At 71.4% G+C, this 22,349-nt stretch carries 18 protein-coding genes; 8 read left to right on the forward strand and 10 right to left on the reverse strand.

The features are described 5' to 3' along the window. Window positions 1-6 precede the first annotated feature (6 nt). The 5 genes from gyrB to dnaA all read right to left on the reverse strand — a co-directional run bounded on the left by gyrB (window position 7) and on the right by dnaA (window position 7,734). Window positions 7-2,157, reverse strand: coding sequence for a DNA topoisomerase (ATP-hydrolyzing) subunit B (gene gyrB, locus J1M39_RS04615; protein ID WP_176726068.1), 2,151 nt, complete (start codon window positions 2,155-2,157; stop codon window positions 7-9). A 370-nt stretch (window positions 2,158-2,527) separates the two neighbouring features. Further along, window positions 2,528-3,091: a DUF721 domain-containing protein gene (locus tag J1M39_RS04620; protein WP_010079771.1), complete on the reverse strand. Its 564-nt coding sequence runs from the start codon at window positions 3,089-3,091 to the stop codon at window positions 2,528-2,530. Beyond that, complete coding sequence (gene recF, locus J1M39_RS04625; protein WP_073117166.1) at window positions 3,084-4,298, reverse strand: DNA replication/repair protein RecF; 1,215 nt, start codon at window positions 4,296-4,298, stop codon at window positions 3,084-3,086. Before recF ends, J1M39_RS04620 begins: the two co-directional genes overlap by 8 nt. A gap of 21 nt (window positions 4,299-4,319) precedes the next feature. Continuing rightward, window positions 4,320-5,435 carry a DNA polymerase III subunit beta gene (gene dnaN, locus J1M39_RS04630; protein ID WP_002856446.1) on the reverse strand — a complete coding sequence of 372 codons (1,116 nt, stop codon included), beginning with the start codon at window positions 5,433-5,435 and terminating at the stop codon, window positions 4,320-4,322. A 751-nt stretch (window positions 5,436-6,186) separates the two neighbouring features. Further along, entirely contained in the window at window positions 6,187-7,734 is a 1,548-nt protein-coding gene (gene dnaA / locus J1M39_RS04635; RefSeq protein ID WP_101965672.1) for a chromosomal replication initiator protein DnaA, read from the reverse strand. Between the two features lie 342 nt (window positions 7,735-8,076). Here dnaA and rpmH point away from each other — a divergent pair, with 342 nt between their 5' ends. The 8 genes from rpmH to J1M39_RS04675 all read left to right on the forward strand — a co-directional run bounded on the left by rpmH (window position 8,077) and on the right by J1M39_RS04675 (window position 16,098). Further along, window positions 8,077-8,214 (forward strand): 50S ribosomal protein L34, encoded by a 138-nt coding sequence (gene rpmH, locus J1M39_RS04640; protein WP_002856443.1) that lies wholly within the window; start codon window positions 8,077-8,079, stop codon window positions 8,212-8,214. 28 nt (window positions 8,215-8,242) lie between these two features. Beyond that, a complete protein-coding gene (rnpA, locus tag J1M39_RS04645; RefSeq protein ID WP_002856442.1) occupies window positions 8,243-8,641 on the forward strand; it encodes a ribonuclease P protein component in 399 nt (132 codons plus the stop codon). Further along, window positions 8,642-9,010, forward strand: a complete 369-nt coding sequence (yidD, locus tag J1M39_RS04650) for a membrane protein insertion efficiency factor YidD (protein ID WP_041102526.1) — start codon at window positions 8,642-8,644, stop codon at window positions 9,008-9,010. A 5-nt stretch (window positions 9,011-9,015) separates the two neighbouring features. Continuing rightward, window positions 9,016-10,014, forward strand: coding sequence for a membrane protein insertase YidC (gene yidC / locus J1M39_RS04655; RefSeq protein ID WP_206496504.1), 999 nt, complete (start codon window positions 9,016-9,018; stop codon window positions 10,012-10,014). A gap of 2 nt (window positions 10,015-10,016) precedes the next feature. Next, complete coding sequence (locus tag J1M39_RS04660; RefSeq protein WP_158184110.1) at window positions 10,017-10,601, forward strand: Jag family protein; 585 nt, start codon at window positions 10,017-10,019, stop codon at window positions 10,599-10,601. Beyond that, window positions 10,594-11,319 carry a 16S rRNA (guanine(527)-N(7))-methyltransferase RsmG gene (gene rsmG / locus J1M39_RS04665; RefSeq protein WP_095347378.1) on the forward strand — a complete coding sequence of 242 codons (726 nt, stop codon included), beginning with the start codon at window positions 10,594-10,596 and terminating at the stop codon, window positions 11,317-11,319. The genes J1M39_RS04660 and rsmG overlap by 8 nt, the downstream gene beginning before the upstream one ends. Window positions 11,320-11,393: 74 nt before the next feature. Then, window positions 11,394-12,341 carry a ParA family protein gene (locus J1M39_RS04670; protein ID WP_241253851.1) on the forward strand — a complete coding sequence of 316 codons (948 nt, stop codon included), beginning with the start codon at window positions 11,394-11,396 and terminating at the stop codon, window positions 12,339-12,341. 2,380 nt (window positions 12,342-14,721) lie between these two features. Next, complete coding sequence (locus J1M39_RS04675) at window positions 14,722-16,098, forward strand: ParB/RepB/Spo0J family partition protein (RefSeq protein WP_080695858.1); 1,377 nt, start codon at window positions 14,722-14,724, stop codon at window positions 16,096-16,098. Window positions 16,099-16,215: 117 nt separating this feature from the next. Here the strand turns inward: J1M39_RS04675 and trxA are convergent, their stop codons facing one another. From trxA to J1M39_RS04700, 5 genes are all read right to left on the reverse strand, one after another. Beyond that, window positions 16,216-16,605: a thioredoxin gene (gene trxA / locus J1M39_RS04680; RefSeq protein WP_323662986.1), complete on the reverse strand. Its 390-nt coding sequence runs from the start codon at window positions 16,603-16,605 to the stop codon at window positions 16,216-16,218. Between the two features lie 31 nt (window positions 16,606-16,636). Next, a complete protein-coding gene (gene trxB / locus J1M39_RS04685) occupies window positions 16,637-17,638 on the reverse strand; it encodes a thioredoxin-disulfide reductase (protein ID WP_101967584.1) in 1,002 nt (333 codons plus the stop codon). 148 nt (window positions 17,639-17,786) lie between these two features. Then, window positions 17,787-19,910 (reverse strand): hypothetical protein, encoded by a 2,124-nt coding sequence (locus J1M39_RS04690; RefSeq protein WP_206496505.1) that lies wholly within the window; start codon window positions 19,908-19,910, stop codon window positions 17,787-17,789. 65 nt (window positions 19,911-19,975) lie between these two features. Next, window positions 19,976-21,820: a murein biosynthesis integral membrane protein MurJ gene (gene murJ, locus J1M39_RS04695; protein ID WP_002857806.1), complete on the reverse strand. Its 1,845-nt coding sequence runs from the start codon at window positions 21,818-21,820 to the stop codon at window positions 19,976-19,978. A gap of 46 nt (window positions 21,821-21,866) precedes the next feature. Continuing rightward, window positions 21,867-22,349, reverse strand: a 483-nt coding sequence (locus J1M39_RS04700) for an NUDIX hydrolase (RefSeq protein WP_241253852.1), incomplete at its 5' end; no start/stop codon positions are given.

The raw sequence follows: 22,349 nt of genomic DNA on the forward strand, positions 1-22,349 counted from the left end.
TCCGGCTCAGACGTCCAGGAAGCGGATGTCCTTGGCGTTCTGCTGGATGAAGGTGCGGCGGGACTCCACGTCCTCGCCCATGAGCATGGAGAAGACGGCGTCCGCGGCGGCGGCGTCCTCCATGGTCACCTGCAGCAGGGTGCGGTGCTCCGGGTCCATGGTGGTGTCCCACAGCTCCTGGTAGTTCATCTCGCCCAGGCCCTTGTAGCGCTGCACCCCGTTGTCCTTGGGGTAGCGCCAGCCCTTGGCCAGGCCGGCCTCGACGGCGGCGTCGCGCTCCTCGTCCGAGAACACGTAGTCGTGCGGGGCGTTGGACCACTTGATGCGGTACAGCGGCGGCTGCGCGAGGAACACGTGGCCGGCCTCGATGAGCGGGCGCATGTACCGGAACAGGACGGTCAGCAGCAGCGTGGTGATGTGCTGGCCGTCCACGTCCGCATCCGCCATGAGCACGATCTTGTGGTACCGCAGCTTGGAGATGTCGAACTCCTCGCCGATGTTGGTGCCGAACGCCGTGATCATCGACTGGATCTCGGCGTTGCCGAGGGCCTTGTCCAGGCGGGCGCGCTCCACGTTCAGGATCTTGCCGCGCAGCGGCAGGATGGCCTGCGTCTCCGGGTTGCGGCCCTGCTTGGCCGAGCCGCCGGCGGAGTCGCCCTCCACGATGTACACCTCGCAGCGCTCGGGGTCCTTCGAGGAGCAGTCGGCCAGCTTGCCGGGCATGCCGAAGGACTCCAGCGGGGACTTGCGGCGCGCGTTGTCCCGGGCCTTGCGGGCGGCCAGGCGGGCGTGCGAGGCCATGATGGCCTTGCGGATGATCTCCTTGGCCGGGCCCGGATTGCGCTCGAACCAGTCGCCGAGGTGGTCCGTGACCGCCTTGGACACGAACCCGCGGGCCTCGGAGTTGCCGAGCTTGGTCTTGGTCTGGCCCTCGAACTGCGGCTCGGAGAGCTTCACGGAGATCACGGCGGTCAGGCCCTCGCGGATGTCCTCGCCCGTGAGGTTGTCCTCCTTGGGCTTGAGGATCTCCTTCTCCCGCGCGTAGCGGTTGACCAGGGAGGTCAGCGCGGCGCGGAAGCCCTCCTCGTGGGTGCCGCCCTCGTGGGTGTTGATCGTGTTCGCGTAGGTGTGCACGGACTCCGAGTAGGCGGAGGTCCACTGCATGGCCACCTCGACGGCCATGGAGCGGCCGTCCGAGACGTCCTCGGCCTCGAAGGCGATGACGTCGTCGTGGACGTACTCGACCTTCTTGGCGGAGTTGAGGTGCTGGACGTAGTCGAGCAGGCCGTTCTCGTACAGGTAGGTGACGGAGCGGCGCTGGGGCTCCTGCTCCGCCTCCTCCGCCAGGCCGTTCTCCGCGACGTCCTCACCGGCGGCGCCCTCGCCCGCGATCTCGTCGTCGACGACCTCGTTGGACTCCTGGACGCGCTCGTCCGTGAGGGTGATGCGCAGGCCCCTGTTGAGGAAGGCCATCTGCTGGAAGCGGGCACGCAGGGTCTCGTAGTCGAACTCGATCGAGTCGAAGATCTCCGGGTCCGGGTAGAACGTCTGCACGGTGCCCGTGGCGTCCGTGGCCTCCCCCTTCACCAGCTCGCCCTGGGGCACGCCGCCGTCCGCGAAGGACATGCGCCACACGTGCCCCTGACGGCGGACCTCGGTGTCCACGCGGCGGGAGAGCGCGTTGACCACGGAGATGCCCACGCCGTGCAGGCCGCCCGAGACGGCGTAGCCGCCGCCGCCGAACTTGCCGCCGGCGTGCAGGATCGTCATGACGACCTCGACGGTCGGCCTCCCCTCGGTGGGGTGCAGGTCCACGGGGATGCCGCGGCCGTCGTCCGCCACGCGCACGCCGCCGTCGGCCTGCAGTGTGACGTCGATGCCGGTGGCGTAGCCGGCCAGCGCCTCGTCCACGGAGTTGTCCACGACCTCGTACACGAGGTGATGCAGGCCCCGCGGCCCGGTGGAGCCGATGTACATGCCGGGGCGCTTGCGGACGGCCTCGAGGCCCTCGAGCACGGTGATGGCGCTGGCGCCGTACTCACCGGGCACCTTCCGGTCCTTCACCGGGGCCTCGGGCTGCCCGACGGCGTCCGGCACGGCCTCCGGGTTCGGCGCGGCCGACGCGGCGGTCGGCTCCTCCGCGGGGTTCTCGGGCATGGCGTCAACCACGGGTGGCTCACTTCCTCGGACGTCGGCGGCAGGGTCGACCCGCGCGCAGGCGCGCGCCGCCGCCCGGACATAACCGGCACGCGACACGCTCCCGCAGATCCACGGGGGCGGGGGACGGACGACGGCCGGCCCCCTTTCACTGGTCCCAGTGTACCGCCTGACACCCCGAGGGCCCGCATCGACGGGGGTCCGCCGCGGGAGAACACCCGCTCAGCGGCCAGGGACACGGCTCAGGACGTGCGCAGGAGACCGCCCATGTCTCCCGGGCCGTCACCGACCCTGTGAGCGCGCCAGAGCGGCGCCCATGGCCTCGCCGCGTCCGGGACGCCGTCGTGCGCCGCGGGGGGCGGCCCCGGACTCAGCCGTAGGTGTCGCGCGGCCCGCGGCCGCCGCGCACGGTGCGCGGCCCCTTGCGCCAGCTCGGGGCCTGCGGCCCCGCCACCTCGATGCGGGTCACGACGCCGGGCCCGAGCGCCTCGTCGAAGCGCTGCAGGAGCACGGGGCTCATCAGGCGCAGCTGCGTGGCCCACGCGGTGGAGCTCGTCCGGACCCGCACCACGGAGTCCTCGAAGCTCTCCGGGCGGCAGTGCAGCGCGATCTCCGGCCCCACCAGCTCGGCCCAGCGGGTGAGCACGGAGCCGACCGCCACGGGGGTGGACCAGCCGCGGTCGCGGATGAGCCGGCCGAACACGGTGGACACCGTGGCCGGGTCCCGGTCCGCACCCCCGAACGGGCGCCGACGGTCCTGCCGCTCCCGGCCGGCCGACGTCGTGCCCGCCATGGCCCCGGCCAGGCCCGCGCCCGTCCCCCGCGCCCGCAGCGGCGCCTCGCCCCGCTCCCGGGCGGCCTCGCGGACCCGGCGCAGCTGCACGAGCGCCAGGTCCGGCCGGTCCGGCTCGAACGGGGCGGGGGTCTCAGCCATCGGCGCCGCCCTCGCGCCGGGGCTCACGGATGTCCCCCTCCACGGGGGCCGCGGCGGCCACGGCCTCGGAGCCCTCTGCGTCCTGGCGGATGAGCACGCGGTGGGCCGTGAGCTCCTCGGGGACGTCCTCGAGCGCGGCGGCCGTGACGATCACCTGCTCGGCCCGGTGGACGAGCGCGGCGAGGCGGCGGCGACGGGCGGCGTCGAGCTCCGCGAACACGTCGTCCAGGATCAGGACGGGGCGGGCGTCGGGGTCCGGGTCGTCGGCCACGAGCACGTCGTAGGCCGCCATGCGCAGGGCGAGCGCCAGCGACCACGTCTCCCCGTGGGAGGCGTAGCCGCGCGCGGGCGCCGGGCCCAGGAAGAGGGCGAGCTCGTCCCGGTGCGGGCCCACCAGGGTGAGCGCCCGCGCCCGCTCCTCCTCCCGTTGGGCCTCGAGCGTCCGGTGCATGTCCGCGGCCAGGTCCGCCACGGCCGGGACCTCCGCGTGGGTGCCACGGGCCAGCGGGACGGTGGACTCGTAGGCGTAGGCCGCGGCCTTGGAGCCGTTGGTCAGCGCCGCGTACATCTCCTGGAGGGGGCGGGCCAGCAGGCGCAGCACGTGCAGGCGGCCGTGGAGCAGGCGGGCGCCGGCGGCGCAGAGGTGCTCGTCCCAGACGGCGAGGGTCGCGTCCTCCTCGGGGCCCCAGCGGCGAGAGCCGCGGCTCGACTTGAGCAGGGCGTTGCGCTGGCGCAGCACGCGTTCGTAGTCGGCGGCGGCCTCACCGAGGGCCGGACGCAGCTGCACCATGAGCTGGTCGAGGAGACGACGACGGCCACCGGGCTCCCCCGTCACGAGGCTCAGGTCCTCCGGGGCGAAGACCACGGTGCGCAGGATCCCGAGGCCCTCCTTCGCCCGCACGGGGGCGCCGCGGTTGATGGCCACCCGGTTGGACCGGCCCGGCAGGATCTCCAGCTCGAGGGCGACGGTGCGGGACCCGCGGTGCACGCGCCCGGCGATCCGGGCCCGGTCCCGGCCGAAGCGCACGAGCTGCGCGTCCGAGCTGACCCGGTGGGACTGCTGGGCGCCGAGGTAGCCGATCGCCTCCACGAGGTTGGTCTTGCCCACCCCGTTGGCCCCGAGCAGCACCGTGGACCCCGGCGTCAGCTCCAGGTCGGCCCAGCGGTAGGACCGGAAGTCCGCGACGGTGAGGTGGGACAGGTACACGGGAGCGTCCGGCCCCCTGCGTCAGGCGATGCGCACCGGCATCACGAGGTAGCGGTAGTCGGAGACGACGCCGTCCTCCTGGTTCACGCCGGTGAGCAGGGCGGGCTTGGGCGCGGACGTGAACGCGAAGCGCACCTGCGGCTGGTCCACCACGGCCAGGCCCTCGGAGAGGTAGGACGGGTTGAACGCCACGGTGATGTCCTCGCCCTCGAGCGTGCACGGCACGGACTCGTTGGCGCTCGCGTCGTCGCCGGTGCCGGCGTCCAGGGTGACCTGGCCGTCCGTGAACACCATGCGCAGGGCGGTGTTGCGCTCGGCGACGAGGGCCACGCGGCGGGACGCCTCGACCAGGGCGGCGGTGTCCACCACGGCCTGGATGGGGCTGGACTCGGGGAAGAGCGAGCGGATCTTGGGGTACTCGCCGTCCACGAGCACGGAGGTGGTGCGGCGGCCGCCGGAGGCGAAGCCCACGAGGTCGGCGGTCTGACCGAGCAGGATCTCCAGGTCGCCGCCGGAGCCGAGGGACTTGGCGACCTCGGTGAGCGTGCGCGCCTTGATGAGCAGCGACGTCGAGAGGGACGGGTCCGCCGGGGTCCAGCGAATCTCCTTCATGGCCAGCCGGTAGCGGTCCGTGGCCAGGAAGGTCATGGTGTCGCCCTCGATCTCCACCTTCACGGCGGTGAGGATCGGCAGGGTGTCGTCCTTGGAGGCGGCGACGGTGACCTGGGCGACGGCGTGGGCGAACGCGGCCCCGTCCACGGTGCCCGCGGGGGCCGGCAGCTCGGGCAGGGCCGGGTAGTCGCCCACGGGCATCGTGGCCAGGGCGAAGCGGGAGGAGCGGCAGGTGACGAGCACCTTGCCGCCGTCGAGCTCCACCGTGACCTGGGCCTGCGGCAGGGAGCGGACGATGTCGTTCAGCAGGCGGCCGGAGACGAGCACCTGGCCCGCGGTCTCGACGTCGGCCTCGATCTCCAGGCGCGCGGAGGTCTCGTAGTCGAAGCTCGCGATGGACACGACGCCGGCCTCGGCCGTGATCAGCAGGCCCGAGAGCACCGGCACCGGCGGGCGCGGGGACAGGGAGCGGGCGGCCCAGGAGACGGCGTCGGTGAGGATGTCGCGTTCGACGGTGAACTTCACGAGCTGCACTGCCTCTCTGGGGGTGATGACGGGGGTTGCGGGCCCGGGGGGAACGGCGACACGCGGGCCTCAGCATAGGCGGTCCGCGCGGCGGGTGTCAGGTCGGAAGCGAATGACAAGCGTGTGATTCCAAGGATTCCGACCGCACGGGCGCAGCCCGGGCTCTCGAGGCGCTCAGCTCGGTGTGGGGTGGCGGAGATGATGTTGCTTGGCGGAATCTCTGAAGGGGGATCAGAAGTAGTGGTAGCGGGTGTGGATCCTGTGGAGAACGCCGTTCTGCCGCGTCAGCATGCGGATCCGGTTGGGGGAACCGTGTGGACACCCGCTCGTTCGGGGTGTGCATCCGGTGTGGACGAGCCCCGGGGGTCCTTCCCCCGCTCTGCACAGGTTCGACCGGAGTTGTCCAGACTCATCCCCGGATCCACCCCCCAGTTGTCCACATTCCTGTCCACAGGACGCGTCCACACCCGTCGAAAACCGCGAGATCATGCGGTTTTCGGCTGTGGAGATCTGTGGATACATGTGGACCATCGAATGACATCCGTGTGATTCACCAGCCTGTGCACCGTCGCCGTCCCCAGGGGTGTGGACGCGGCGTGAGCGGCCTGATTCCGCCATCCACAGGGGCGGAGGTTGTCCACAGCACCGGGGGTTCTCCACAGAGTTGTCCACACCGGTGGACAATGTGGACGAAGGCTCGAGTCCCGGTCGAATGTTCGAACCGGGACTCGAGGGTGGGACGGCGGGTGGCTCAGGCGCCGCGCTGTTTCCGCTTGATCTCGTTGGTGAGCTCGGTGACCTGGTTGTAGATCGTCCGCCGCTCGGCCATCAGCTCGCGGATCTTGCGGTCCGCGTGGATGACGGTGGTGTGGTCGCGGCCGCCCAGGACCTGGCCGATCTTGGGCAGGGACATCTCGGTCAGCTCGCGCAGCAGGTACATGGCGATCTGCCGCGCCGTCACCAGCGTGCGGGTGCGGGACTTGCTGGTCAGCTCCTCGAGGGTGAGATTGAAGTACTCCCCCGTGGCGTGCAGGATCAGCTCCGGGGTGATCTCGTGCGCCGTCTCGTCCGTGATCAGGTCCTTGAGCACATGCTCGGCCAGCTCGATGTCCACGGTCTGCCGGTTGAGTGAGGCGAACGCGGTCACGCGGATCAGCGCGCCCTCGAGCTCGCGGATGTTCGTGGAGATGCGCGAGGCGATGTACTCCAGCGCCTCCGGCGGGGCCACGAGCCCCTCGGCCTCCGCCTTCTTCCGGAGGATCGCGATGCGCGTCTCGAGGTCCGGCGGCTGGATGTCCGTGATCAGCCCCCACTCGAAGCGGGAGCGCAGCCGGTCCTCGAACCCGGAGAGCTGCTTGGGCGGCAGGTCCGAGGTGATGACCACCTGCTTGTTGTTGTTGTAGAGCGTGTTGAAGGTGTGGAAGAACTCCTCGACCGTCGCCTCCTTGTCCGCCAGGAACTGGATGTCGTCGATCAGCAGGATGTCCACGTTGCGGTAGACCTGCTTGAACGAGGCGCCCTCGTCGTGGCGGATGGAGTTGATGAAGTCGTTGGTGAACTCCTCCGAGTTCACGTACCGCACCCGCAGGCCCGGGTAGAGGCGGCGGGCGTAGTGCCCGATCGCGTGCAGCAGGTGCGTCTTGCCCAGGCCGGACTCGCCGTAGATGAACAGCGGGTTGTACGCCTTCGCCGGCGCCTCGGCCACAGCGTTCGCGGCGGCGTGCGCGAACCGGTTGGACGAGCCGATCACGAACGTCTCGAAGTGGTAGCGGTCGTTGAGGCGGCTGGTCTCCGCGGACGTCGACGGCGGTGCGGGGGTCGGCTTGCCGTTCCCGCTCGGGGCCGCGGTCGCGGCGGGCACGACGTCGGCCGGCGGCTCGATGCGGAAGCCCGGCAGCTCCTCGGCGACGGCGCGGCGGGAGGTGGCGGCGGTCGCGGCCGGGGGCAGCTCGACGTCCGGCGCCGCGGCGTCGGACGGCCCGCCGGCGAGGGAGGAGCGGCGGGCCTCGGAGGAGGGGGTCCGCGGCGGCTGCAGGTTCGCATCGATCGAGATGGCCAGCAGGATCTCCTCGCGGAACTCCTGGGTCAGGGCGTCCGTGAGGGCGTCGGCCACCTGGGTGCCCTGGAGGGTCTCGCGGGTGGTCTCGTTCGGCACGGCCAGCAGGAGCGTGTTGCCGATGAGGCCCTGCGGCTGGGCCAGGTAGACGAAGCCCATGAGGCGGGCGCTGACCCGCGCGTCGTCCTCGAGGGAGCCCAGGACGGAGCGCCACGAGCTGAGCACGGCCTGGTCTGCCACCACGGAGGCTTCCTTTCCTGGGACAGACGTCCCCGAGGACGGGGGCGGCTGCGCGAGACGGACGACGGTGCTCGGAGTCTAACGGTTGTCCACAGGGTTGTGCACAGACGGTGGACAACCCCTATCATCCTGTGGACGACCGTCCCGGGCGCCCACGGGCGTCCGGGATCCGCGCGCACCCGTTTGACCCCTGCGTACCCCGGCCACTAGAGTCGTCTGGTCCCCCGGGTGTCGGTTGATCGTGCCCGCCGGGGATTTCATGTCAGAGCCTCACCGGTCCTTCCCCCTGGTCCACCTGCTCAGGTCGACGGTCGAAGGCACACAACACGTCGTGGAGAGATCACAGTGACCAAGCGCACGTTCCAGCCCAACAACCGCCGTCGTGCCCGCAAGCACGGCTTCCGTGCCCGCATGCGCACCCGCGCCGGCCGCGCCATCCTGTCCGCTCGCCGCGGCAAGAACCGCGCCGAGCTGTCCGCCTGAGGACCTCGGTCCAGGGACGGCGCGCCCCGTGCTGCCCCGTGACCGTCGCGTCCGCACGCCCGCGGAGTTCCGTCACCTCGGTCGCACCGGCACCCGCGCGGGTCGGCGCACCGTCGTGGTGAGCGTCGCCACGGACCCCGATCAGACCCGGTCCACGTCGCCGAGCGCCCCTCGGCCGCGGGCCGGGTTCGTCGTGTCCAAGGCCGTGGGGAACGCGGTGACCCGCAACCGGGTGAAGCGGCGGCTGCGCGCCGTCGTCGCGGATCAGATGCGCCTGCCCCCGCTGCGCGACCTGCCGGTTCTGGTGCAGGTCCGCGCGCTGCCGGCCGCCGCCGAGGCGGACTACGCGCTGCTGCGCCGCGAGACCGTCGGCGCGCTCGGCAAGGCCCTGAAGCCGCACCTGCCCGCCGCCTCGGAGCACGCGTAGATGACCGTCACGCCCTCGCCCTTCGTCGTGCTCGAGCCCTCCCGTGAGTGGGGGCCGCTGCGCGCGCTGCCGTCCGCCCTGCTGGCGGGCCTGCTCACGGTCTATCGGGCCGTGGTCTCCCCGCTGTACGGACCCGTGTGCCGGTTCTTCCCCAGCTGCTCCGCCTACGGGCTGGAGGCCGTGCACGTGCACGGCGCGGTGCAGGGGTCGTGGCTCGCCGCGCGGCGCATCGGCCGGTGCCATCCCTGGAACGACGGCGGCGTGGACCCGGTCCCGCCCGGGCACCGACGCTGGCCGCCGGGCCGGCAGCCGCGCATCCTCGCCCTGAACCACCCTCCCATCCCACCTGATCTCCCGCAGGAGGATTGACCCCCATGTTCGAAGCCATCCTCTCCCCGTTCCGCTGGCTGATGTCCTGGCTGCTCGGGGCGTTCCACAGCATCCTGGAGTTTGCGGGCCTGCCCGCGGACTCCGGCTGGACGTGGGCCCTGTCCATCCTCCTGCTGGTGGTGCTCATCCGCACCCTGCTGATCCCGCTGTTCGTCAAGCAGATCAAGGCGCAGCGCGCCATGCAGGCCATCCAGCCCGAGCTGCAGAAGCTGCAGGCCAAGTACAAGGGCAAGAAGGACCAGCTCTCCCGCCAGGCCATGGCCATGGAGCAGCAGGCGCTCATGAAGGAGCACAAGGCGAACCCGTTCGCCGCCTGCCTGCCGCTGCTGATCCAGATGCCGTTCTTCTTCGCGCTGTACCAGGTGCTGATCGGCGCCCGCGGCGCGGCCGAGCGCGGCGAAGCCATGGACGCCCTGTCCGCGGACCAGATCCGCTCCTTCGAGGGCTCCACGATCTTCGGCGCCCGCATGTCGGACACCTTCATGAACTCGCTCGGCGCGCCGGGCAGCACGCCCGTGATCATCACGGCGATCGTGCTGATCCTGTTCATGTCGGGCTCGATGTTCTACATGCAGAAGATGCTCATGACGAAGAACATGACGCAGCAGGCCCTCTCCGGGCCCATGATGCAGACGCAGCAGATCATGCTCTACGCCATGCCCCTGATCTTCGGCATCGGCGGCATCAACTTCCCCATCGGCGTGCTCCTGTACTGGACCTACTCCAACTTCTGGGCCGTCGGCCAGCAGTGGTGGATCATCCGCAACAACCCGACCCCGGGCTCCCTCGCCGAGAAGGAGCTCAACGAGCGCCGCGCCGCGAAGGGCCTGCCCCCCGTGGGCCAGAAGGTGTCGAACGCCGAGGCCACGCCCTCGTCCGCGCACACCCAGGCGGGCCGCGGCGGCGCCGTGCTGAACGGTGAGGTCGTCCGCGAGTCGGGTCAGCGCCTCCAGCCCCAGCGCAAGAACCGCAGGAGGAAGTGAGCATGTCCGCCGAGAACGTGACCCCGGCCCCCGAGGCCGAGGACACCGTCGTCGAGACCCCCGCGGGCCAGGGCTCCCGCGTCGAGGAGCAGGACGGTGCCGCCGTCTCGGAGGCGGTGCGCCGCCTCGAGGAGGAGGGCGACGTCGCCGCGGACTACGTCGAGGAGCTGCTCGACATCGCGGACCTGGACGGGGACATCGACATCGAGGTCCGTGACGGGCGCACGTACGTGTCCGTCGTCTCCGAGGACCACGACGAGCGCCTGGACGACCTCGTCGGCCCCGACGGCCGCACCCTGGAGGCCCTGCAGGAGCTCGTCCGGCTGGCCGTGCTCGCCGCCACGGGGCACCGCTCCCGGCTGATCCTGGACGTCTGCGGGCACCGGGAGCGCCGCAACGTCGCCCTGCGCACCGCCGCCCAGGCGGCCGTCGAGCGCGTCCGCGCCGGCGAGGGTCCCGTGCACCTCGAGCCCATGGGCGCGTACGAACGCAAGATCGTCCACGACGTCGTCGCGGACGCCGGCCTGACCTCCGAGTCGGAGGGCGAGGGCGCCCGCCGGCACGTGGTCATCTCCGCCGATGACTGAGCGGGGCTCGGCCTACGAGCAGCGCCCCGGGCTGGATCCTCAGGACCGGGGCGAGCGCCCCGCGCCCGTGGGGCAGCCGGCACCGCCGCTGACCGATGCGCTGCGGCCGGCCGCCGTCGAGCTGTTCGGCGAGGCCCTCCCCCGGGCCGAGGCCTACGTGGCCCACCTGGCGGACACCGGCATCGAGTGGGGCCTGATCGGCCCGCGCGAGGCGCCACGTCTCTGGGAGCGCCACGTCCTGAACTGCGCCGTGGTCGAGGAGCTCCTCCCGCAGGGCGCGCTCGTGGCCGACGTCGGCTCCGGTGCGGGCCTGCCCGGCCTGTGCCTCGCGCTCGCGCGCCCCGACTGCCAGTTCCTGCTCATCGAGCCGCTCGAGCGGCGCGTGGAGTGGCTGGACATGGTGGTCGCCGACCTCGGGCTGGAGAACGTGGACGTGATCCGCGGCCGCGCCGAGCAGGTCTCCGGGAACCTCGACGTCGACGTCGTGACCGCCCGCGCCGTGTCCGCGCTGAAGACCCTCGTGCCCCTGACCATGCCGATGCTGCAGGGCGCCGGGGAGCTGCTGGCGATCAAGGGCCGCTCCGCGGCCGACGAGATCGCCGCCGCCCGCAAGGTCCTGCGCAAGTATGGTGGTGCCGAGCCCGAGATCCTCACGGTGGGCGAGGGCCTGCTGCCTGAGACCACCACCGTCGTGCGCATCAGCGCGCGTCCCCGCTGACCCCTCCCCCACCGGGACGGGGCGGGCCGGGCGGCAGCAGATCCGCACACCCGCGACCCAGGAGGTAGAGCCGCATGGCGCAGGAGCAGGAGAGCCGGGGTGGGGCCTGGAGGGCCCTGCGCCAGAAGTGGACCGGCCGGACCGCCGAGAAGGGCGGCGCCGACGCCGAGGAGCCCGCGCGGCTTCAGCGGCGCCGTCTGACGCGCCCCGACCGCACCCGCGTGTTCACGACGTCCAACCAGAAGGGCGGCGTCGGCAAGACGACGACGACGGTCAACCTGGCCGCGGCCCTCGCCCGCGCGGGCATGCGGGTGATGGTGGTGGACATCGACCCGCAGGGCAATGCGTCCACCGCGCTGAACATCCCCCACACCGGAGACGTCGCCTCCGTGTACGACGTGCTCCTGGGCGAGATGGAGATCCAGGACGTCGTGCAGGACGCCCCGGACGTGGACGGCCTGCAGGTGGTGCCTGCGACGATCGACCTGGCCGGTGCCGAGATCGAGCTGGTCTCGCTGGTGGCCCGCGAACAGCGACTGTCGCGGGCGCTCGAGGCGTACACCGCCTGGCGCGAGGGGGACGGCCAGGAGCGGCTGGACTACGTGTTCATCGACTGCCCGCCGTCCCTGGGCCTGCTGACGGTCAACGCGTTCGTGGCGGCCGAGGAGGTGCTCATCCCGATCCAGGCCGAGTACTACGCCCTCGAGGGCCTCTCCCAGCTGCTCAAGAACGTGCAGATGATCCAGAAGCACCTGAACCCGCGTCTCCAGGTGAGCACCATCCTGCTGACGATGTTCGACGCGCGGACCAACCTCGCCGTGCAGGTGGCGGAGGAGGTCCGGACGCACTTCCCGGAGCAGCTGCTGAGCACCACGATCCCCCGCAACGTCCGCATCTCCGAGGCCCCCAGCTATCAGCAGACGGTGCTGACGTACGACCCGGCCTCGGCCGGCGCCATGGCGTACCGGGAGGCGGCCGCGGAGATCGCCGGCCGCGGGGCGCCGACGGCCCTGAAGGGCTGACGCCCAGCCGGCCGCTGCGGCGGTCGCCGGGTGGCGCTGCTGGCGACGACGAAGCCCGCCGGAGGGAGTGATCCCCCCGGCGGGCTTCGTCGTGAGTGAGTGCGGCCCCCAAAGATGTGGGATGGTAAGACAAGCGGAATCGCTGGGCATGTCGAAAGTTCGTGTTTCACGTGAAACGACGGTCTCCGTGGGGCGAGCGTGGTGCCGCCTCGGCGGGACGACGGGGAGGGGTGTCCGTGGTCGACCGCCTCCGTCTGACACGCTCCCGTCTCCTCTCCTGGGCCGGCCCCTCCGCCGCGTCGGCCAGGCACACCTGTCGCAGGGCGTGGGGGCGGCCGCAGGCGGCGACACACGAGCTCACGGGGCGGGGTGTACGGCACGGTCGCGGGGCGGCGACGGAGGCTGTGCGGGCCGGCGGTGCACCCTGCGTTGAAGTGCTCCTCGGGAGCTGCGCGATGCGTGGGGAACGTCCTGGCCGCCGGGCGTGGCCGTGCAGGGCTCGGTCCGTCCCCGCTCCCCTCCCCCACGATCAGCCCTCCTCGCGGTCGGTGAAGTGCAGGGAATGGGGAGCGAGAGCGGAGGTCGAGCCGTGGTGTGGCCGAGGGGTGCGGGCCGGTCGGTCGTCAGCGTGTGCGGGAGCAGACGTCAGCGGCGTGGTGGAGTGCTGTGCTTCGTCTGAGTAGAACGGGCCGGATGGCGGCGCCTGATGGACAGTTCTGCTGTGCAGTCCTGTGTGCAGAGTAGGAGAGACTCCGGCGAGGTGGGGCGGCCGCAGGCCCCGATGTATACAAAGACAAGTATATGAGCTGGCAAGTTGCGGAGTCAGCCGTGTCTGCCCGCGATTGTTGATGTTGATATGTGGACAAGATCTGTGGACTAGGAGACGTCAAGGAAGCGCGGTCATGGATTCATCGGAGGTGTCGACGGACTCCGGTGAGTTCGCTGCTGCGGCCGACGCCGAGGCACGGGTCGGCGTGTGAACGGGAACGCGGGTGTGGTCCCCTTCCCCGGGGATCTTGCGGGGTCTCGGTCTGAGACGGGGTAATGCGCTGAGTCTTCGTGATCGTGTGACGAGGCGGGAGTCAGGGCGTCGAGTGATGGAGCGGTCGCCGGAGGTTTCACGTGAAACACCGGGTTCCCCTGGCGATCCCCGAGGGAAGCCACGCGCGCAAGGGCCGACGAGGTGAAGCCCCGGTTCCCCATGAGACGGCCCTTAGATCCTCGTGGACGGTCTGGGCTGCCATAATGAATGGATCCAGAACGTTGGATGGGAAACTTGTCTTGTCACGGTATTTGTCGTCCGGTGCTTGGCTTGAGCACGGAGCTGTACGCCCAACGGGAGAAAGTCGGTGCATGGTGCGCTGGCATGGGACTCGCCGTCCGGTGTTCCCTCCGAGTCTGCGCCGTGCGTTTCACGTGAAACAGAACGACCGCGTGTCTGTGCTCGACGCATCCGCGTTAGTACGTCAGCGTCGCGTGGAGTCTGAATGTCGAACGCACGTCACGCGCCCTGTGGACGCGTGCATCGGGGTGCACCCGCGGGTGGGCCGACTTCCGTGGCATGCGTGATCAGTCGACACCTCCAACGGAACGTTTCACGTGAAACGAGCCTCGGGTGAGGGGGCCGTGCCGCGACATCACCACTTCGGGCTATCCAAGGCACACGCGATCAGTGCCGCCCATGCGGTGACCGAGAACGACACAACAAGATAACACCGGTTCGTAAGGAGCAGTTACGTCAACGATCGGGGGCCCCGTCCGTGTTCTCTGCGACACAGTCATTCGTGTTTCACGTGAAACACGGTCGGCGACGCAACGTTCGATTCGTGGGCTGCGCGGGTGTGAGGAAGCACTGAACACAAGGCGACGAGAAGTCCGAGCTCGGCCGTTCGGTGATTCAAGTGTCCACACCATACCGCAGGGGAGTGGAGCGTTGCTTCGCTACTGGTCCGCCATTTTCCAACCGATGACGCGCAATAAATATCCTGCGGCTAGCCAGCATGTTTGAATACCGTACGCATTGGACGGTTGATCGGCCCCGGGACACCGAGAACACAAGCAGCTACAACTGTGATTCGTCAACTGCCGACTGGCCGGCTGAGGGATCGCGTTTCACGTGAAACGGGTGGACCTTACGAGAAACCACGAGAGAGTCCTGAGGGATTGCAGCCGCACCCTCCTGGAGCCCCCAACTCAGAGTGTTCCACGTGAAACACTCACTCTCGCGGCAGACGTCCACGCGCACGCCCCCGCCCCCTCGCGTGGCCACCAACAGTCGGGGCCAGCGCAACGTGCGGGGTCTCCTCGCGCCGCCCGGAATCATCGAGATCAGACCGCTCACCTACACTGATCGCAGACCCACTCACTGCAGGAGGACCCGTTGAAGACGAGCCGTCGAGGAGGCCTGGGGCGAGGCCTCGGCGCCCTGATCCAGAGCACTGTAGAAGTCCCGGAAGAGAACGCCGAGACATCCTCCTCCCCGAAGGACTCTCGGATGCCCGCGAAGAGTGGCCCGGAGGCCGCCGCGGCAGCGGAGAGCACGACGACATCGACGCGCAGCACCGCGACCACCAAGACGTCAGGGGAGTCCACTGAGCCGGACCCGTCGGGGCCGCAGCGAAAGACCACGGCCCGCCCACCGCAGGCCGCGAAATCAACTCCCGCGACTGGCCGGAACGCCTCGCCCGGCACTCAGACAGGGGCCACCTCGTCGAAGCGTGCCTCTCGACCCGCTCAGCGTCCCGTCGACGTCTTCTTCTCCGCCGACTCCGAGGACGCACCTGCGGCGCGATCCACCAAGGGGCGCCCGGCCATGCCGACGGTGAAGGCGCCCAGCAAGCGCGCCACCGCCGCGGCGTCGTCGAGGGAGGAACCGGTGGACACGACCGCGGAGTCCGTCGCGACCGTGGGGATCGTATCAGCGGACATCGCGGTCCTGCGGGAGATCCCGGTGGGGGACATCCACCCGAACCCGCGGCAGCCGCGTGAGGTGTTCGACGAGGACCACATGGCGGAACTGGTCACCTCGATCCGCGAGGTCGGCATCCTGCAGCCGATCGTCGTGCGCGAGGTGGACGGCCCCACCCCCTATGAGCTGATCATGGGCGAGCGCCGGTGGCGCGCCACCCAGAAGGCCGGCCTGGACACCATCCCGGCGATCGTCCGCCAGACCCCGGACCAGGACCTCCTGCGGGATGCTCTGCTGGAGAACCTGCACCGCTCCCAGCTGAACCCGCTCGAAGAGGCCGCCGCCTACCAGCAGCTCATGGAGGACTTCGCCTGCACGCAGGAGGAACTGTCCCAGCGCATCGGCCGCTCTCGTCCGCAGATCTCCAACACGCTGCGGCTGCTCAAGCTGCCGCCCCTCGTGCAGCGCCGCGTGGCCGCCGGCACGCTCTCGGCCGGCCATGCGCGTGCGCTGCTCGGTCTCACGGACCCGTCGGACATGGAGCGTCTGGCGCAGCGGATCCAGTCGGAGGGCTTGTCCGTCCGGTCCACGGAGGAGGCGGTCGCGCAGCTGCAGGGCGGGCTCCGGCCGGGCCGCACGCCGCGGCGCAGCACGGACGACGCCCGCCACGAGCGCCTGGACCACTACGCCACCGCGCTCACCAGCCGCCTGGACACCGCCGTGAAGATCACCCTCGGCGCGCGCAAGGGCCGCATCGCCATCGACTTCACCACCGTGGAGGACCTGAACCGCATCATGGACCTCATCCAGGGCGGTCAGGACGGCAAGGGGAAGGGCAAGAAGTCCTGATCCGGAGTTCCCGCGGACGGCGTCCACGGGCACCCGCCGCTGGTCCTGAAGATCAACGCACGACGGCCCCGTCACCCTCTGGGGTGACGGGGCCGTCGTGGTGAGTGGGGGAGGGGCTCAGCCGAGCAGGGCCGAGAACTCCTTCTCCAGCGCGGCCTTGGGCTTGGCGCCCACGGACTCGGCGACCTTCTCGCCGTTCTGGAAGCCCACGACGAGCGGGATGGAGGTGACGCCGTAACGCGCGGCGATGGCCGGGTTCTCGTCCACGTTGAGCTTGGCGATCACGGCCTTGCCCTCGTGCTCCACGGCCATGTCCTCCAGGACGGGCCCGAGCATGCGGCACGGGCCGCACCACTCGGCCCAGAAGTCCACGAGGACGGGCAGCTCGGACTGGAGGACCTTCTGGTCGAAGTCGGCGTCGGTGACGGTGATGGTGCTCATGGCAGCCTCCTGGGGTTTGTTCTGTGTCTGACGAGGGTGGACAGGGGTGTTATCGACATGATTCATGACGCTCCGTCAGGGGTCATGAGTCAGTGGCTCATGCCGGGTTCGCGTCCGACTCCGGGCCGGCCGGCGCGGCCTCCTCCACGTCGGCCACGGTCGCGAGGTAGTGCTCCACGTCCTGGGCGGCCACGCAGCCCGAGCCGGCGGCGGTGATGGCCTGGCGGTAGGTGTGGTCCGTGACGTCGCCGGCGGCGAAGACGCCCGGCTGGGAGGTCCGCGAGGACGGATGGTCGATGCGGATCGTGCCGTGCTCCGTGAGCTCCACCTGGCCCTGCACCAGGTCCGTGCGCGGGTCCTGGCCGATGGCGACGAACAGGCCGGTCACGTCCAGCGTGGACGCCTCGCCGGTGCGGGTGTCCCGCAGGCGGAGGGTGTTGACCTTGTCGTCACCCGTCACCTCCGTGACCTCGGTGTTCCAGCGGAACTCGATCTTCTCGTTCTCCATGGCCCGGTGGGCCATCACCTTGGAGGCGCGCAGCTCGTCCTTGCGGACCAGCACGGTCACCTTGGACGCGAACTTCGTGAGGAACAGGGCCTCCTCCATGGCGGAGTCGCCGCCGCCCACGACCGCGATCTCCTGCTCGCGGAAGAAGAAGCCGTCGCACGTGGCGCACCAGCTGACGCCGTGGCCGGAGAGGCGCTCCTCGCCGGGAACGCCGAGCTTCCGGTAGGCGGAGCCGGTCGTGAGGATGACCGCGTGGGTGCGCAGCTGGGTGCCGTCGCCGAGCGTGAGCACCTTGGGGTTCGACGTCAGGTCGGCCTGCACGACGTCGTCGTAGACCACCTCCGTGTTGAACCGGCGGGCCTGGGCCTCGAGGTTCGCCATCAGCTCGGGCCCCTGCACACCCTCCGGGAAGCCCGGGAAGTTCTCCACCTCGGTGGTGTTCATCAGCTCGCCGCCCGCGGTCACCGCCCCGGCCACCAGGACCGGGGAGAGCTCGGCGCGGGCGGTGTAGATCGCCGCGGTGTATCCGGCGGGGCCGGATCCGACGATCACGACGTTGTGGACGCTCTGGTCCTGGGCGGTGGGGGCCACGGGTTCCTCCAGTGGATCGGGGTGGTGGACGCTCCTCCAGGACAACGGCGGAGCCACGGGCGGGTATTCCGCGGTGCCGGGGCCGCGGTGCGACGACGTCCGGCGACGGCGGCCGGAAGGTCCGGCGCGCCGTCGCCCGGGCGCGGGGTCAGCGGACGGCGATCTCGCCGAAACGCAGGCCGAACGGGAGGTCCGACGTCGTGCCCTCCAGCTGGGGCAGCGAGGTGAGGCTGACGATCACGTACTCGGCCTCGGCCTCGGTGCCCTCGAACGGCACGGGGATGGAGACGGTGTCCTGGTCGAAGGTGCCGTTGCCGATCTCCTTGGCGTTCGCGCCCTCGGGGGAGTCGGCGATGTAGGCGAACCAGGCGCCACCGGTGGCCCCCGTGCTCTGCAGGGTCACCTCGTTCACCTCGGTGCGCTCCTCGAGCTGGACCACGAGGTTCATGCTCTCCACATAGCCGCCGAAGTTCGGCCGTGCGTAGGCGAAGGTGCGCCACACGGTGGTGGGGTCGCCGTCGATGAGGTTGCTCAGGTCCGCGTCGTGCTCGGCCTCGTGCTCCGGCAGGTCCGGCACCGAGCGCAGGGCCTGGACGGGCTGCGGGGCGGCCGCGGCGCTCTCGCTGGTCGGGGTGGGGGAGGGGCTGGTGCTCTCCGACGGCGACGGGGTGTCCGATGCGGACTCGGACGACGCAGACTCAGACTCGGACGACGCGGCCGCGGCCTGCGGGGCCGGCCCGCCGCGCAGGTTCTGGGCCAGCAGCACCCCGCCCACGACGAGTGCGGCCAGCAGGCCGAGCACGAGGAGCAGGGCCAGCGGACCGCCGCCGCGCGTGCGGCCGTTGCCGTCGCCCGGGTCGGCCACCGTGGCGCCGTCGTCGCCCCCGGTGGTGGCCGGGGCGGCCAGAGCATCCGGAGCCGCGGCGGCGGACGTCGAACCGGCAGCCGCCGCGGTGGCCCCCGTTGCGGCCCCGGCAGCCACCGGCGCGGCCGTGCTGCGGGACTCCTCGTGGACGGGCGGCGCGGACTCGGCCACGATCGCTCGGCGGGGGACGGGACGCTGGCGCCGCACGGGGATCGCCTCGGTGTCCGGGGCGACCGGCTCCGGCGCGTCGGTCTTCTCGGCCGCCACGGGCTCGACGGGCTCGGTGGGCGGCGTGGCCCCGTCGGCATCGGCGTCGGTGGTCTGCGCGGCGGCGGCCCCCGCCGCGACAGCCGGGAGTGCGGCGGTGCCCGCCTGGGCCTCGCGCTTCTCAGCTTCGCGCTCCGCGGCCTCGCGTTCCTGGGCCGCGCGCTTCTCAGCCTCGCGCCGCTCGGCCTCCCGGGCCCGCTCCTCCTCGGCACGACGGCGGGCCTCGGCCCGGCGCTCGAGCTCGCGGCGCTCGGCCTCCTCCCGCTCCGCGGCCAGCCGGGCCTGCTCGGCCTCTCGCTCGCGCGCGGCCCGATCCTCAGCCTCCTGCTCCGCCTGGCGACGGGCGCGCTCGGCCTCGGCGCGGCGCTCCTCCTCGGCACGCTCCTCCGCCTCCCGGCGCTCGCGTTCTGCGCGCTCGGCGGCCTCCTTGCGCTCCCGCTCGGCCCGCTCCGCGGCCTCCCGTTCGGCGCGGGCCCTCTCCTCGGCCTCCTTGCGCTCCCGCTCGGCCCGCTCGGCGGCCTCCCGCTCGGCCCGCTCGCGCTCCTCCTGCTGCTTCCGGGTGGCGGCGTCCGCCGCGGCCAGGGCCGACGCCCCGGCGGCCGCCTTCGCCGCGGTGCCGTCGGAGGGACGGACCCGCTCGGCGAGGCGCTCGGAGAGGCGGTTCAGGAACCCGGGACGACGCTGGGCCTCGTCCTCGTCCGCGCGGAGCCGGCGGTCGAGGTCGGTGTAGTACGCCTCGTCGTCGTCGTAGGCGTGGGGGTCTCCGGTCCGCGACTCGCCGAACAGCTCGGAGCCGAGGCTGTCCGTCTGGAACGGCTCCACGTACAGCTCCTGCGGGTACGCCAGACCCAGCAGGACGTCCGGGTCGGGGTCCCCGCCGGCGATCAGGTACGTGCGGCCCTCGGACAGCCCCAGGTCGAGCACCTGCACGTCGTCGGTGCGCTCGCCCGTGGCCAGCTCCCGCGCGGACGAGGCCACCTGCGTGGCGTTCTCACGTGAGGCCACGAGCACGGTGACGCGGCGGTTGAGCACCTGGTCCGTGCCCAGGAACACCATGTCCTGGTCCGCGGACGTCACCACGTGCTGGGTGATGCGATAGCGGCCGCCCAGGACGGCGCCGACGGCGATGGGCTGGGGCACGGGCTCTTCTCCTGACGACGGGGTCGGAATCCGATGATACGTGGCGTGGCCGTCGCGGCCAGAGATCAGCCGACGCGCAGCAGACGACCCAGCGCCGGCACGCGGGCGACGAGCGGCCGGAGGGCGTCGTCCAGCTCGGGGAACCGCATGGCCCGCAGCACCATCAGGTACACCGGACCCATCGCCACGGCGGCCACCGCGCACGTGAGCAGCGCCGTCCCGATGGAGTTCCACGCGAACCCGCCGGTGTACCCGCCCAGCAGCCACACGACGACGACGCCCGCGGCCGCCGCGGCCAGCGCGGCCAGGCCGGTCTGGACGTGGGCACGCAGCACGGATGCGAGGCCGTAGTCCCCGAACCGGCGCACGGTGAGCACATGGGTCAGGACGAACTGGTACACGTACGAGACGGACGAGGCGACCGCGACCCACAGGGCCATGGACCACAGCGGCAGCAGCATCGCGCCCGCCCACGAGAGCAGCAGCATCAGGAGCGAGCCGCTGACCTGGACCACCATCGGCACCTTGGCGTCCTCGGCGGCGTAGAACACGCGCAGCAGGTAGAAGGAGCCCGAGCGGAACGGGATGGACAGCGCCAGCGCGAGCAGGACCGAGCCCACCGCGACGCCGGCCACCATCGCCGTCTCGGCCGTCGAGCCGAAGACGCGGCCCAGGGGGCCCGCCAGGACCACCACGCCGGCGAGGCAGAACATCAGCGGCACGGTGAACGCGCGCAGACCCTGCGCCGTCGTGCGTCGCACCGCGGACATGTCCTGGCGGCCCATGGCGCGGGCCAGCCGGTTGAAGAGCACGGTGGCCAGGGAGAGCACGAACACCGAATGGGGCAGCACGGCCATCAGCATCGCCATGTTGTACGCGGCCACACCGGGGATGGCCGCCTGCGCCATCTCGGCGCTCCAGGTCTCCGTGCCGGGGATGCGCAGCTCGCCGCGGTCGCGGGCCTCCGTGGCGGAGGTGACGTACCGCTGGCACAGCAGGAGCACCACGTTCGTGGCGACCATCGTGATCAGGGTGTACCCGGCGATCCGGCCGGTGTCCCGCAGGCCGATGCCCTTCCAGCCAAACCGCGGGCGCAGACCCAGGCCGAGCCCGCGCAGCGGCAGGAAGAGGATCACGGCCTGCAGCACGACGCCCAGGGTGTGGCCGCCGGCCAGCACGACCGTCTGTGCGCTCGTCCACCCGGCGAGGTCGTCCCCGGCCCGGTACGCCCCGAACATGCCCAGGTACAGCACGATCGCGCCGATCGCGACGACGTTGTTCAGCACCGGCGCCCACATGTAGGCGCCGAAGCGCCCGTTGGCATTGAGCACCTGCCCCACCAGCGCGTACATGCCGTAGAAGAACACCTGGGGCAGACACCACAGGGCGAACACGGTGGCCATCTCGAGCTTCTCCGGCGACCAGCCGCGGGTCAGGGCCGTCATGAGCGGGGCCGCCGCCAGCATGACCACCACCGTGCCGGCGAGCATCACGAGCGTGCCGAGCGTCATCAGGCGGGAGGTGTAGTCCGCGCCCCGGTCGGCGTCGCGGGCGTGCTTGATCAGCTGCGGCACGAGCACGACGTTGAACACGCCGCCCACCAGGAGCAGGTAGATCACGTTCGGGAGGGAGTTGGCGATCTCGAAGATGTCGGCCATGTCCGCGGACAGGCCGATCGCCACCGTCACCAGCGTCGCACGGACGAGGCCCAGCACGCGGGAGAGGAGCGTGCCGGAGGCCATGATCGCGGTGGACCGGCCGGCGCGGCGCTCGCCCTCGGGGGTCTCGTCCGCGGGGTCCACGGCGGCCGGATCCGTGGCGGGGGCGGGGTCCGTCGTCGTCGGCTCCTCGTCGGCGACGCCGGCGTGGGCGGGGTCCTGCGCTCGGCGCGGGGCGGGTCTGCTGCTCAAGGGTCACCCAATCGTGGTCGGAAGGCCCCGTGCCGGGGGCGGTGGATCAGGGGCGGGGGCCCCGGGCACCGCCCGGGGGGAAGTGCTGGTCGACCACCTGGCGGGCCAGGTCGACGATCCGGCGCTCGTTGGCGAAGGAGAGGCGGCGCGCGACGTCCTCAAGCCGCACCCACGCGACGTCCACGGCCTCGTGGTCCGGGTCGTTCTCCGTGGTCAGCTCGCCGCCCGTGGCGCGCAGCAGGAAGTGGTGCACGGTCTTGTGGACGCGGTGCCGGGCGACCGTGAACCAGTAGTCGATCGCGCCGAGCGGCTCGAGGATGTGGCCGGCGATCCCGGTCTCCTCCTCCACCTCGCGCACGGCCGCCTGCCGGTGGTCCTCCTCACCCTCGGGATGGCCCTTGGGCAGGCACCACTCGAGCCGACCACCGCGGTTGTAGCGGGCGATCACAGCCACCTCGAGGCCGCCGTCATGCTCGCGGACGATGACGCCGCCGGCGGAGACCTCTTCCACCGTGGGCAGGGAGGCGGC

This window comes from Micrococcus sp. KRD077, from assembly GCF_017168505.1.
Lineage (GTDB): Bacteria > Actinomycetota > Actinomycetes > Actinomycetales > Micrococcaceae > Micrococcus > Micrococcus luteus.